Source organism: Conexibacter sp. CPCC 206217 (assembly GCF_030646165.1).
In the GTDB taxonomy this organism is placed as follows: domain Bacteria; phylum Actinomycetota; class Thermoleophilia; order Solirubrobacterales; family Solirubrobacteraceae; genus Conexibacter.
Window position 1 is genome coordinate 552,306 of sequence record NZ_JAUTDO010000004.1, and the last position, 12,110, is coordinate 564,415.

Below are 12,110 nucleotides of genomic sequence, written 5' to 3' on the forward strand. Positions count from 1 at the left end.
CGTTCCCTCCCTCAGCCCGGGCGGGTCCCGAGCGTCACCTGAACGGTGCGCTGTTCGCCGTCGCGCCAAACGTCGAGCGTCACGACCTCGCCCGGCGAGCGGTCGGCGACCGCGGTGGCGAGGTCGTTGTCGCGCGTGATCGGCTTGCCGTCGACCGCGGTGATCACGTCGCCGCCGACTCTGAAGCGCGCCGCCTGGAAGGCGACGTCGTCGCCGTCGCCGGCGGTCAGGCCGGCGATCGCGGCGGGCGAGCCGTCGGTGACCGACTGCACGAGCGCGCCCTGCTGCGCCGGCAGGTCGAACCTTCTCGCCAGCTGGGGGAAGATCGGGACGGTCGAGACGCCGATCCAGGCGTAGTCGACGGTGCCCTTCGCGCGCAGCTGCCCGAGCGCCCGCCGCACCGTGTCGACCGGGATCGCGAAGCCGACGCCCTCGCCGCCGCCGCCGGTCGTCTGGATCTGCGCGTTGATGCCGATCACGCGGCCCTGCGCGTCGACGAGCGGGCCGCCGGAGTTGCCGTGGTTGATCGCCGCGTCGGTCTGGATCGCGCCGCCGATCGCGAATCTGCCGGCGCCGCCGTCGCCGCCGGAGTTGAGCGAGTCGATCGTGCGGTTGGTGCCGGAGATGACGCCGACCGAGAGCGACTGCGGCTCGCCGAACGGGCTGCCGATCGCGGCGACGGGGGCGCCGACGGTGAGCCCTCTGCTGCTGCCGAGCGGGAGTGGGCGCAGCGTCAGGTCGGCGGGATCGACCTCGATCAGCGCGACGTCGGAGTTGAGGTCGGTGCCGACGATTCTGGCCGGCACCTGATTGCCGTCGGCGAACTGCACGTAGACGGTCTCGGCGCGTCTGATCGCGCCGCCGCTGCCGTTGGTGACGACGTGCGCGTTCGTCGCGATGCTGCCGTCGCCGTCGATCACAAAGCCGGAGCCGAGCCCCTCGGAGCCGGTCGGCATCGCGTCGCTTCTCTCGCCCGGGAAGATGCTGATCACGGTCACGACGCCGGGCGCCTCGTTGGCGTAGACGACGCTCGGGTCGAAGCCGCCTCTGGCGAGCTCGCGGATCACCTCGACGCGCGTCGTGGCCGTCCGCACGGGCCCGCCGCCGAGCGCTCCGTCCTCGTTGTCGCCGCCGCAGCCTGCGCCGACGAGCGGGAGCGCGACGAGCGCGATCGCGAGGAGTGGGAGACGACGGCGGTTCACGCGGGAAGCTCCAAGGTGAAGACGGTGCGGCCGGGACGCGACTCGACGCCCAGGCGCCCGCGCATGCGCTCCGCCAGCTCACTCGCGATCGCGAGTCCGAGGCCGGAGCCCTGCGTGTCGTTGGACGTGTAGAACGGCTCGAAGATCTGCGACAGCGCGTGCCGCTCGATGCCGCCGCCGTGGTCGCGCACGGCGAGGCGGGCGTAGCCGTCGTCGCGCGTCGCCGAGACGACGATGTCGGTGCCGGCGGGCGAGTGCGTCAGCGCGTTGTCGATGAGGATCCGCATGATCTGGGCGACGCGAACAGGATCGCAGAGTGCCTCGACCGGCCTGCTCGTGAGTCGCACCTCCAGATGCGCGTCGCGCTGCGCGAGGACCGGCTCGAACTCGGAGCTGACCGCGCTCGCCAGCTCCGACAGGTCGACCGGCTCCGGGCGCAGCTCCAGCGAGCCGGCCTCCAGGCGCGACAGGTCGAGCAGGTCGACGGTCAGCTTGCGCAGCCGCTCGACCTGCATCCGCACCTGCACGAGGAAGCGTCTGCGCGTCTCCTCGTCGAGCTCCTCGTCCTCCAGCAGCTCGACGAAGCCGCCGAGCGAGAAGAGCGGCGTGCGCAGCTCGTGCGACGCCGTCGCGATGAACTGCTTGCGCGCGCGGTCGAGCTGCGCGAGCTGGCGCTGCATGTCGTTGAAGGCGCGCGCGAGCTGGCCCAGCTCGTCGTCGGAGTCGACCGGGATCGGGCGCGAGAAGTCGCCCGCGGCGACCTGCTCGGCGGCCTGCTCCAGCCGCTTCACGCGCTGCGCCAGCGCGCGCGCGACGAGCCAGCCGGCCAGCACCGCGAGCGCGAGCGCGAGCGCGCCGGCGATCAGGATCTGCCCGCGCACGACCGCGACGTTGCCCTCGACGTCGCTCGTCGGGGTCGAGTAGAGCGCGACGAACGTGACTCTTCTGTCCTGTCGGATCGGCATCGCGACGACGGCGAGCGGACCGGCGGAGGTCGCCTGCGAGCCGGTCTCGGTGCGGCCGCTGCGCGCCGCGTCGGCCGCGATCTGCGGATCCAGCGCGGCTGCGCCGCTGGCCGAGTCGCTGACGGTCTCCGGCTGCGGCTCACCGCCGATCGTGTTGACCCGCATCAGCGTCAGGCGCGCGTTGGCGTGGTCGCCGGTCTGGCGCACGACCTGCTCGAGCCTGGCGGTCGGGACGATCGTTCCCGCCACCTGCGCGACCTCGAAGACGGTCTTCTGCGCCGCCTCGCGCAGCTGCGTGATCTTCTCGTCGCGCAGCCGCGACTCCAGCTGCGGCGCGATGTACAGGTAGAGCACGCCGATCGACGCGAGCGTGATCGCGAAGAACAGGAACGCGAGCCGGTTGCGCAGCGAACGCATGACGGGGACGCGACGCGTCGGCGGGGCTATGACGCGTCCGTGTCGCGGAAGCGGTAGCCGACCCCGCGCACGGTGAAGAGGTACTCCGGTTCCTTCGCGTCGCGCTCGATCTTCTCGCGCAGGTGGCGGATGTGGACGTCGATCGTGCGCGGGTCGCGGTAGGCGGAGTCGCCCCACACGCGCGCCAGCAGCATGTCGCGCGTGAACACGCGGCCGGGGCTGCGCGCCAGCGTCAGCAGGATCTCGAACTCGACGAAGGTCGTCGCGATCGCCTCGCCGCGAACCGTCACCGTGCGCTTGTCCGGGTCGATCCGCAGCTCGTGCATGTCCAGCGAGCCGCCGTCGCGCTCGGACGCGCGCGACAGCTCGGAGCGGCGCAGCGCCGCCTTCACGCGGCTGCGGAACTCGCGCATCGAGAACGGCTTGGTGATGTAGTCGTCGGCGCCGATCTCCAGCCCGACGACCTTGTCGATCTCCTCCGACTTCGCCGTCAGCATGATGATCGGGACGGAGCTGCGGCTGCGCAGGCGGCGGCAGACCTCCAGCCCGTCGAGCTGCGGCAGCATGACGTCGAGCACGACAAGGTCGAACGGGCGCTCGTCGAAGCGCTCGAGTGCCTCCCGCCCATCCGTCGCCTGAACGACCTCGTAGCCGTCTCTGCGCAGGGGGTAGGAGAGCAGGGTCTGGATCGACTGCTCGTCGTCGACCAGCAGGATGCGCGTTGATCGCTCGGTCATCAGCTCCCGCTCGGAAGGTTAGTGCGTTGGCGCACGTACGCACAGGCGAGCCGGCCGGCCGGCCTGGATAACCTGCGGGTGTGCTCGACCCGCGGATCTACCGTGCCGCGTTCTTCCCCCTCCTGTTCGTGTTGGTGCTCGTCGGCTTCTCGCTGCGCGAACAACCGCGCGGGGCGACGACGACGCTGGCGCCCGACGCCTTCGACGGCGCCGGTGCCTTCAGGCAGCTCGACGCGCTCGCGACGGCCGCGCCGAACCGAGAACCGGGCTCCGCAGGCGACGCGCGCATCGCCGCGCGCGTGCGGGAAGGGCTCAGAGCGAACGGCTTCGACGTCAGCTCACGCCGCTTCCAGGCGCAGACGAGCGCGGGCGAGCGGACGGTCGAGACGGTCCTCGGCGAGCGCACCGGCTTCTCCAGCAGGCGGATCCTCGTCGTGACGCAGCGCGACGCGGTCGGCAGCCCGGCGCGCGCGCAGCTGTCGGCGACCGCCGCGCTGCTGGAGCTGGCGCGCGTGCTCGGCCAGCGCACGCTCGACCGCACGCTCGTGCTCGCGTCGATCAGCGGCGGCCCCGCGGCGGCGCGGGAGCTGGCGCAGAACCCGGGCGGACCGGTCGACGCCGTGATCGTGCTCGGCGACATGGCCGGCACCGAGACGGTCCAGCCGCTCGTCGTGCCGTGGGGCGACGACGCCAGCGTCGCGCCGCTGCAGCTGCGCCGCACGGTCGAGCTGGCGCTCGGGACCGAGGCCACGCTGCGCTCCAGCGGCTCCTCGCCGGCGTCGCAGTTCACGCGCCTGGCGGTGCCGCTGACGGTCGGCCTGCAGGGGCCGTTCGTCGGCGCTGGCCTGCCGGCGGTGCTGCTGTCGGCCAGCGGCGAGCGGCCGCCGGCGGCCGACCAGCCGGTCTCGAGAGAGCGCATGACGGCGTTCGGGCGCACCGCGCTGCGCAGCGTCAGCGCGCTCGACTCCAACCCCGAGGTGGCGCCGCCGTCGGCCTACGTGCTGATCGAGAGAAAGCTGCTGCCGGCGTGGCCGATCCGCCTGCTGGGCGCGGCGCTGCTGCTGCCGGTGCTGCTGGCGGCGATCGACGGGTTCGCGCGCGTGCGCCGCCGCCACGAGCCGGTCGGCAGCTGGCTGCGCTGGGTCGGCGCCTGCGCGCTGCCGTTCGTGCTCGGGCTGCTGCTGACGCTGCTGCTGAAGCTGACCGGCCTGCTCGACGCCGTCCCGCCGGGACCGGTCGCCGCGGGCGCGATTCCGCGCGACGGGACGGCGCTCGCCGCGATCGTCAGCGTGCTGGTCGTGATCGTGCTCGGCTGGTTCGCGCTGCGACCGCTGGTGGCGCGGCTGGTCGGCGCGCAGGGCGATCCCGCCACGCCGGGCGCCGCGTCGGCCGTCGTGCTCGTGCTGTGTGCGCTGGCGCTCGTCGTCTGGCTCGTCAACCCGTACGCGGCGCTGCTGCTGGTGCCGGCGCTGCACTTCTGGCTGCTGGCGATCGGGTCGCAGTCGCGGATCCATCCGTTCGCGGCGCTCGCGCTGTTCCTCGCCGGTCTGCTGCCGCCGCTGCTGATCGCCTACTCCTACATGCACCAGCTCGGCCTCGATCCGCTCGAGCTGGCGTGGATGGGCGTGCTGCTGGTCGCCGGCGGCGGGATCGGCTTCGGGATGGCGCTCGTCTGGGCGCTGCTGCTCGGCTGCGCCGGCGCGGTCCTGACGATCGTGCTGCGCAGCTGGTCGGGCGGCCCCGAGGCGTCCGCGCCGGTGACGGTGCGCGGCCCGTCGTCCTACGCCGGTCCGGGCTCGCTCGGCGGCACCGAATCGGCGCTGCGGCGGTGAACGCCGGCGGCGCACGCGGCCGCCGCGCACGCGGCGGCCCGCTCAACGGACCGGCATACTGAGCTGATGCGGCGCGCCCTGCGGGCTCTCTCCACCGTCCTGATCGTGGCCGGCGCGCTGCTGCTGGCGGACGCCGGCATCACGCTGCTCTGGCAGGAGCCGATCTCGGCGTTCATCGCCAACAGGCAGCAGAACAAGCTGTCCCAGCAGCTGCAGCAGATCGAGCAGACCGCGCCGACGCCGCTGCAGAGCAGAGCGCTCGCGGCGCTCAGAACCGAGCAGCACAGGATCGCCTTCCTCGCGCGCGTGGCGCGGCGCGAGGCGAAGGACGGCGAGCCGTTCGGGCGGTTGCGGATCCCGTCGATCGGCCAGGACTCCGTCGTCGTCAACGGGACCGCGCCGGACGACCTGCGCAAGGGGCCCGGCCACTATCCCGACACGAACTTCCCGGGACTCGGCGGCACCGTCGCGATCGCCGGCCACCGCACCACCTACGGCGCGCCGTTCAACAAGATCGACCAGATCGGCAGGGGCGACACGCTGGTCCTCGAGATGCCCTACGCGCGCTTCACCTACGTCTTCACGAGACAGCTGATCGTGAAGCCGACGGCGACGTGGGTGACGAGAGACGTCGGCTACGAGCAGCTCGTGCTGTCGGCCTGCCACCCGCTCTTCAGCGCCGCCGAGCGGATCATCGTGTTCGCCCGCCTGCAGTCCGTGCAGGAGCGCGGGGCGGCCGCCTCGCCGTCGCGCCAGCGCGCCGCGAACTGACCGCGGCCGAGCGGCCGCAGCAGTCTGACCGCGATCCGGCGCATCGACATCCGGACGCCTTCGTCTGGCCGGATGTCCAACTACGAACCCTGTTGCTCATGTGCCACCTCGGGGGTGGCGATAGACGGGTCAAGGACGGGCATCCTGATCAAGCGGGAAGCGCATTCGAGCGTGCCGCTGGCTTCAGCGCGCACGCGTCCGGAGAACCATGGACGAAACCAGAGCGATGAAGATCGACGAACTCAGAAACCGCATTGCGCGGGCGGACTACGACGTGGACGTCGACGCTGTCGCGGAGGCGTTCGTCGTCCGCATGCTCGCCGTCCACGGCGCGCTGCGCCGCGCCGACGTGCGCGCCCTGCTGGGCGACGCCTACGACGAGATCGGCGGCGTCCCGTCGCGGAAGTCGTGCTCGTAGCCGCGCAGTCGTGCGCTGTCGCCCGCCGCCGCCTCGGCGTCGCCGGCTGACAGCAGCACGGCGCCGGCTGCGGACGACGCGCCGGTCGCGGCGACCGTGCCGATCCACGTGATCGGGGCGGCCCGCTCCGCCGCTCCACGTGCCGCAGGCGGCACGCAGACGCACAGCTCGTAGTCCTCGCCGGCAGTCGCCGCGAACGCCGCGGGCTCGTGACCGAGCGCGCGCGCGACCTCGGCGACGCCGTCGGCGAGCGGGATCAGCTCCAGCTCCAGCCGCAGTCGGACGCCGCTGCGGTGGGCGATGTGGTCGGCGTCGGTCGCGAGGCCGTCGGACAGGTCGACCATCGCGCTGGCGCCCGCGGCCGCCAGCGCACGGCCCGCGGCGATCCGCGGCAGCGGCCTCAGGTGGGCCTGCACGAGCGCGTCGCGCGTCGCGCCCGGCGCGAGCTGCGCGCGGCCGTCCAGCAGCGCGAGTCCGGCGCCGGAGCCGCCGAGCGGGCCGGTCACGCCGACGAGGTCGCCGGGCCGTGCGCCGTCGCGCCCGACCAGCTCCCGCTCGCTGTCGGCCCACCCGACGACGGTGACGGAGACGACGAGCGCGGGGCCGCGCGCGAGGTCGCCGCCGGCGATCGCGACGCCGCAGCTGTGCGCGAGCGCCTGCGCGGAGCGAAACAGCTCCAGCACGTCCTCCTGCTCCAGCCCGGGCGGCAGCACGATCGCGAGATACGCCTCGCCGGGATCGGCGCCCATCGCGCCGAGGTCCGACAGCGCGCCGGCGAGCGCGCGGTGGCCGACGTCGGCGAGCGTCGCCGTCGCGTGCGGCGGGGCGAGGCGGAAGTGGACGCCGTCGACCATCGTGTCGACCGACGTGACGGCAAACGGTCGTGCGCGCACGACGGCAGCGTCGTCCCCGATACGGCGGACGACGCGGTCGTGGTCATGGTCGAGAATCTCGCTCAGCGCTTCGATCAGCGCGAGCTCTCGCATCGGTCAGGCTGCCCCGAGTCGGGCTCGGTCCGCCCGCCGCTCAGCGGTGGCGGTAGACGATGCGCGCGCGGTCGAGGTCGTACGGCGACAGCTCGCAGCGCACGCGATCGCCCGGCAGGATGCGGATGCGGAAGCGGCGCATCTTGCCGGCCACGTGGCCGAGGACGAGATGCCCGTTGTCGAGTCTCACGCGGAACATTGCGTTCGGCAGGGCCTCGACGACCTCGCCTTCGAGCTCGACCTTTTCTTCCTTCGGCAAACCGTGTCCTATCTGGGTGGGTGGATGTGGGCAGGCGCACGCAGCGCGCAGGCGCCCACCAAAGAAAGGTACCAGCCACCGCAGGGGCGGGGGGCGAATTCAGCGGCCGCAGCGGCGACCGCAGCGCGCGTCGGCGCTCGGACTCAGTTGCCCGGGGCGGCTGCGCCGCCGCCCTCGCCGCCGCCGGACGGCGTCTGTATGTCCGGCTCGCCCTGGGGCGGCCTGGCATAGGCACCGGGATCGGGGTTGGCCGTGCCGGTGTCGCCCCCGGTCGTGCCGTCGTCCGTCGTCCCGTCGTCGGAGCTGCCGTCGTCGGTCCCGTCGTACGAGTAGTCCTCGTCGTCCTGCTTGCCGGTGCTGGCGTATCTGCCGAAGAACGGCTCGGACTCGAACGTGCCGCCCTCGGGCCAGTCGGCGCCGCAATAGCCGTCGGAGGCGACCTGCATGTAGTCGTGCCAGATCGGCGCGGGGAACGTGCCGCCCTGCACGGACATGCCGTGCACGACCATCGGCGTCGGCGTCTTGTAGCCCATCCAGACGGCGGTCGACAGTCTCGGCGTGAAGCCGACGAACCAGGCGTCCTTGATGTCGCTGGTCGTGCCCGTCTTGCCGCCGGCGGGGCAGCCGTAGCCGGCGCTGACGCCGGTGCCGGACTGGACGTTCTTCTCCAGCACCGAGCGGGCCATCTCCGTCTGCGCCGGCGTGAAGGTGCGCTTGCTTCTGGTTCTGCCGAGGTCCTGGACGTCGCCGTTGCGCAACCGCACTCTCGTGATGATCGTCGGCGTGTGGCGGATGCCGCCGTTGGCGATCGTCGCGTACGCGTTGGCCATCTCCAGCACGGTGACGCCGTTGGTGAGGCCGCCGAGGCCCTCGGCCGGGTACGCGTCGAGTCTCGACGTGATGCCGAGGTCGTAGGCTGCCTGGCGCACGGCTTCGGGCGTGACGTCGGCGTCGAGCTGCGCGTAGACGGTGTTGTCGGACTGCAGCGTCGCGGCGGTGATCGTCTCGCTGCCGCTGTAGGTGAGGCCGAAGGTCTTGACGCCGTAGGTCGGGTCGCTCGCGAGCCAGCCGGGCTGCAGCTCTCTCGACGTGTAGTACGTCGTGTCCGGATTGATGCCCTTGCGCAGGGCCGCCATCAGCACCATCGTCTTGAAGGTCGAGCCGGGCTGACGCTGCGCGGTCGCGGCGTAGTTGTAGTTCGTCTTGCCGTCCTTCTCGTCGCCGTAGACGGCGGACGAGGCCATCGCGAGGATGTGGCCGTTGGCGGGGTCGACGGTGACGATCGCGGCCGGCGGATCGGCCGGGTCGTAGAGCACGCCTCTGATCGCGGCGCGCGCCGCGTCCTGCTTGGCGAGGTCGATCGACGTATAGACTCTCAGCCCGCCTGCGCGCACGACGTCGGCGCCGTACTTGGCGATCAGCTGCTGTCTGATGTAGTCGAAGACGAACGGCTCCCTGCGCTGCTGGTAGAAGGCGTTCGCCTTCACCCCCAGCGGGCTCGCCTTCGCCTCCTCGGCCTGCGCCGGCGTGATGTATCTGGAGTCGACCATCGCGTCGAGCACCTCGGAGCGGCGCTGCTTGGCGCGTTTGGGGAACTCGAACGGGTTGTAGCCGCTGGGCGCCTGCGGCAGGCCGGCGAGCAGCGCCGACTCGGCCAGGTTCAGCTGCGAGGCCGGCTTGTCGAACAGCACGCGCGCCGCCGCCTGGACGCCGATCGCCTCCTGGCCGCCGACCGTCGTGAACGGCACGTTGTTCAGATACGAGACGAGTATCCACTCCTTCGAGTGGAGCTTCTCCAGTTCGTCGGCGAGCTTCGCCTCGCGGATCTTGCGCGTCAGATCCTTTCTGTATCTGTTCTCCGTTATGTAGAGATTGCGCACCAGCTGCATCGTCAGCGTCGAACCGCCCTGCGACGAGGCGTCGCCGTCGGTGACGTTCTTGACGGCGGCGCGCACGACGCCGAGATAGTCGACGCCGCTGTGCTTGTAGAAGCGCTTGTCCTCGATCGCGACGGTCGCGCGCTTCATCAGCAGCGGGATCTGCGCGCCGTCGATCGGCGTGCGCAGCGTGTCGCCGCCGGCGATGAAGCCGAGCCGCGAGCCGTCGCCGGCGTAGACGGTCGAGATCGCGCCGGCCGGCTTGGGCCGGATCTGCTCGATATCGGGCGTGTCGTCGACGACGCCCATGACCCAGGTCGCACCGACCACGCCGGCGCCGATGCCGCCGAGCAGCAACAGCGTCACGATGACGAGGATGGTGCGCCGCACGGGGCGGCCGCGGTTGCGCTTGCGGCGCTTCTGTCGCTCTCGACGACTCACGGGTCCGGGGGAGACGAAGCGCCGCAGATCAGCGGCGCCGGTGCCAAAAGGATAGCCAGACGCGGATTTCGGCCAGCCGGGCCGGGCTCCTGCCGCTGGTGCTCAGCTTGCAGCGAGCTCGCTCAGCAGGCCGCGCTCGCGCAGCGCCCGCAGCGCGTCCGCGCGCAGCGCCGAGGCGTGCAGCGGTCGCTCGCGCGGCCCGACCGTGCCGCGCGAGAGCGTGTAGCGGACGCCCTCGGAGGCGACCTCGCCGATTCGCGCCACGGGCGTCCCCTCGATTCTGGCGAGCGCGTCCAGGACAGCGTCGGCGTCGAGCGCCAGCGGCAGCCAGAGGTCGACCTCCAGGTCGATCTGCGGCTCGACGATCGAGTCGTTGCGCAGCACGCCGGAGGCCAGCCGCTCGTTCGGGATGAAGACGCGGTGGCCGTCGCCGCCGCGCACGACGGTGTAATTCAGCCGCACGTCCTCGACGGTGCCGCTCTCCTCCTCGATCGCGACGCTGTCGCCGATTCGCAGCGGCTGCGCGATCGTCAGCATCACACCGGCGATCAGGTTCGCCAGCGTCTGGCGCGCCGCGAAGCCGATCACGGCCGCGAGCAGCGCGCTGGAGGCGAGCACGGTCGTCGCGAGCTGGCTGAGCGCGTCGAACTGGGCGAGCGCCGTCATCGCGCCGATCACGAGGATCACGAGCGTCGTCAGCCGCCGCAGGAAGCGCATCCGCGTGTCGACCTCGGACGTCAGGTCGTCTCTCATGACGGCCTCGGCGAACCGCTTGCCGCGATGGAAGATCGCGCGGTCGACGACCCATGCGACGACCACCGCGATCAGCAGCGAGAGGATCGCGGCGGCCCAGCGGTGCTCGCCGAGGAAGCCGTCCGACGACGCCGCCGAGACGAACGGGATGACAACATCGGCGGCGACCATGGACCGCGAGCGTAACGGCAGCGTCGGCGAGGCGTGGCGCGTCCTCTGGACGTCGCGTGCCGCCGTCTGGGCCGCAGGACTGCTCGGACTGCTGTGGCTCGGGCAGGCGCCGGGCAGCGAGCAGTTCGATCCTGGCGGGCTGACGCGCCCGTTCTCGCCGCTGGGCGATCTGCTCGTCGCGCCGTCGGCGCGCTGGGACGCGGTCTGGTACCTGTCGATCGCGCAGGACGGCTACAGCGACTCCGTCGACGGCGCGAAGGCCGCCTTCTACCCGCTCTATCCGCTGCTGACGAAGGTGCTCGGCTGGTTCGTCGGCTCGACCGTCGTGGCGGGGCTGCTGGTCTCGCTCGCCTGCTTCTTCTTCGCGCTCGTGCTGCTGCACAAGCTCGCGACGCTCGACCTCGGGGCGCGCGACGCGCGCTCGACGCTGCTGCTGGTCGCGTTCTTCCCGACGGCGTTCTTCTTCTCCGCGATCTACTCCGAGTCGCTGTTCCTGCTGACGTCGGTGGGCGCGGTGCTGGCGGCGCGGCAGGGGCGCTGGGCGTGGGCGGGGGCCGCGGGCGCGCTCGCGGTGCTGACACGCAACAGCGGCGCCGTGCTGCTGCTGCCGCTGCTGCTGATCTACCTCTACGGCCCGCGCGAGGACGCGTCGCCGCGCGGCGACGGGCGCTGGTGGAAACCGCGCTATCCGCTCGGGCCGTCGCTGCTGTGGCTCGGCCTGATGCCGCTCGCGCTCGCCGCCTACCTCGCCTACTGCGCAATCGTGCTCGACGATCTCTTCGCGCCGTTTCAGGCGCAGGGCCTGTGGGGCCGCCACCTCGTCCCGCTCGGCGGGGTCTGGGACGGCGCGCGCGCCGCCTGGCTGGGGCTGCGCCAGCTCGTGCACGGCTCCGCGACGCCGGTCTACTTCACCGACTCCGGCGGCGACCCGTTCTCCAACGCCGGCCAGAACATGATGCTGTTCGGCTTCCTCGTGTTCGCGCTCGTCGCGCTGGTCGGCGTGCTGCGGCGGCTGCCGCTGGCGTACGGCGCCTACACGCTGGTGGCGCTCGTGCTGACGCTCTCCTACCCCGTCGACGCGCAGCCGCTGATGTCCCTGCCACGCTTCGTGCTCGTGCTGTTCCCGCTCCAGATGTGGCTCGCGCGCTGGCTCGGCAACCGCGACGACGGGGCCGTCGAGCGCGGCGTCGCGATCAGCGCCGTGCTGCTCGGCCTGCTCGCCGCGCAGTTCGCGCGCTGGGGGTTCGTGGCGTGAGCAGCCGCGCGCAGAGCGCCTGCCGC

11 protein-coding genes are annotated in these 12,110 nt (G+C 72.2%); 4 read left to right on the top strand and 7 right to left on the bottom strand.

The features are described 5' to 3' along the window. Positions 1-11: 11 nt before the first annotated feature. Genes Q7L65_RS13840 through Q7L65_RS13850 form a run of 3 tightly spaced genes read right to left on the bottom strand, consistent with a single transcriptional unit; the run spans position 12 to position 3,321 of the window. On the bottom strand, positions 12-1,202 hold the full coding sequence (locus Q7L65_RS13840) for a S1C family serine protease (protein ID WP_304722002.1): 1,191 nt from the start codon (positions 1,200-1,202) through the stop codon (positions 12-14). Continuing rightward, entirely contained in the window at positions 1,199-2,584 is a 1,386-nt protein-coding gene (locus tag Q7L65_RS13845) for a HAMP domain-containing sensor histidine kinase (RefSeq protein WP_304722004.1), read from the bottom strand. Before Q7L65_RS13845 ends, Q7L65_RS13840 begins: the two co-directional genes overlap by 4 nt. 26 nt (positions 2,585-2,610) lie before the next feature. After that, positions 2,611-3,321 (bottom strand): response regulator transcription factor, encoded by a 711-nt coding sequence (locus Q7L65_RS13850; RefSeq protein WP_304722006.1) that lies wholly within the window; start codon positions 3,319-3,321, stop codon positions 2,611-2,613. 80 nt (positions 3,322-3,401) lie between these two features. Between Q7L65_RS13850 and Q7L65_RS13855 the strand changes: the two genes are divergently transcribed. From Q7L65_RS13855 to Q7L65_RS13865, 3 genes are all read left to right on the top strand, one after another. Further along, complete coding sequence (locus tag Q7L65_RS13855; protein WP_304722008.1) at positions 3,402-5,153, top strand: hypothetical protein; 1,752 nt, start codon at positions 3,402-3,404, stop codon at positions 5,151-5,153. Positions 5,154-5,219: 66 nt separating this feature from the next. Continuing rightward, positions 5,220-5,924 (top strand): class E sortase, encoded by a 705-nt coding sequence (locus Q7L65_RS13860; RefSeq protein WP_304722009.1) that lies wholly within the window; start codon positions 5,220-5,222, stop codon positions 5,922-5,924. 208 nt (positions 5,925-6,132) lie between these two features. After that, positions 6,133-6,342 carry a flagellar biosynthesis anti-sigma factor FlgM gene (locus Q7L65_RS13865; protein ID WP_304722010.1) on the top strand — a complete coding sequence of 70 codons (210 nt, stop codon included), beginning with the start codon at positions 6,133-6,135 and terminating at the stop codon, positions 6,340-6,342. Here Q7L65_RS13865 and thiL read toward each other — a convergent pair. From thiL to Q7L65_RS13885, 4 genes are all read right to left on the bottom strand, one after another. After that, positions 6,297-7,328 (bottom strand): thiamine-phosphate kinase, encoded by a 1,032-nt coding sequence (gene thiL, locus Q7L65_RS13870; protein ID WP_304722012.1) that lies wholly within the window; start codon positions 7,326-7,328, stop codon positions 6,297-6,299. The two genes, Q7L65_RS13865 and thiL, sit on opposite strands and share 46 nt — an antisense overlap. 40 nt (positions 7,329-7,368) lie before the next feature. Further along, entirely contained in the window at positions 7,369-7,587 is a 219-nt protein-coding gene (gene infA / locus Q7L65_RS13875; RefSeq protein ID WP_012937351.1) for a translation initiation factor IF-1, read from the bottom strand. A 143-nt stretch (positions 7,588-7,730) separates the two neighbouring features. Then, a complete protein-coding gene (locus Q7L65_RS13880; RefSeq protein WP_304722014.1) occupies positions 7,731-9,830 on the bottom strand; it encodes a transglycosylase domain-containing protein in 2,100 nt (699 codons plus the stop codon). Positions 9,831-10,007: 177 nt separating this feature from the next. Continuing rightward, positions 10,008-10,829: a mechanosensitive ion channel family protein gene (locus Q7L65_RS13885; protein WP_304722016.1), complete on the bottom strand. Its 822-nt coding sequence runs from the start codon at positions 10,827-10,829 to the stop codon at positions 10,008-10,010. Here Q7L65_RS13885 and Q7L65_RS13890 point away from each other — a divergent pair. After that, positions 10,828-12,084 carry a mannosyltransferase family protein gene (locus Q7L65_RS13890; protein WP_304722017.1) on the top strand — a complete coding sequence of 419 codons (1,257 nt, stop codon included), beginning with the start codon at positions 10,828-10,830 and terminating at the stop codon, positions 12,082-12,084. The genes Q7L65_RS13885 and Q7L65_RS13890 overlap by 2 nt on opposite strands. Positions 12,085-12,110: the final 26 nt, after the last annotated feature.

What these genes read in the sequence shown, in the direction of transcription:
- Q7L65_RS13860 (WP_304722009.1), top strand. Translation starts at nt 5,220, where the DNA reads ATGCGGCGCGCCCTGCGGGCTCTCTCCACCGTCCTGATCGTGGCCGGC.
- Q7L65_RS13890 (WP_304722017.1), top strand. Translation starts at nt 10,828, where the DNA reads ATGGACCGCGAGCGTAACGGCAGCGTCGGCGAGGCGTGGCGCGTCCTC.
- Q7L65_RS13845 (WP_304722004.1), bottom strand. Translation starts at nt 2,584, where the DNA reads ATGCGTTCGCTGCGCAACCGGCTCGCGTTCCTGTTCTTCGCGATCACG.
- thiL (WP_304722012.1), bottom strand. Translation starts at nt 7,328, where the DNA reads ATGCGAGAGCTCGCGCTGATCGAAGCGCTGAGCGAGATTCTCGACCAT.
- Q7L65_RS13850 (WP_304722006.1), bottom strand. Translation starts at nt 3,321, where the DNA reads ATGACCGAGCGATCAACGCGCATCCTGCTGGTCGACGACGAGCAGTCG.
- Q7L65_RS13885 (WP_304722016.1), bottom strand. Translation starts at nt 10,829, where the DNA reads ATGGTCGCCGCCGATGTTGTCATCCCGTTCGTCTCGGCGGCGTCGTCG.
- Q7L65_RS13865 (WP_304722010.1), top strand. Translation starts at nt 6,133, where the DNA reads ATGGACGAAACCAGAGCGATGAAGATCGACGAACTCAGAAACCGCATT.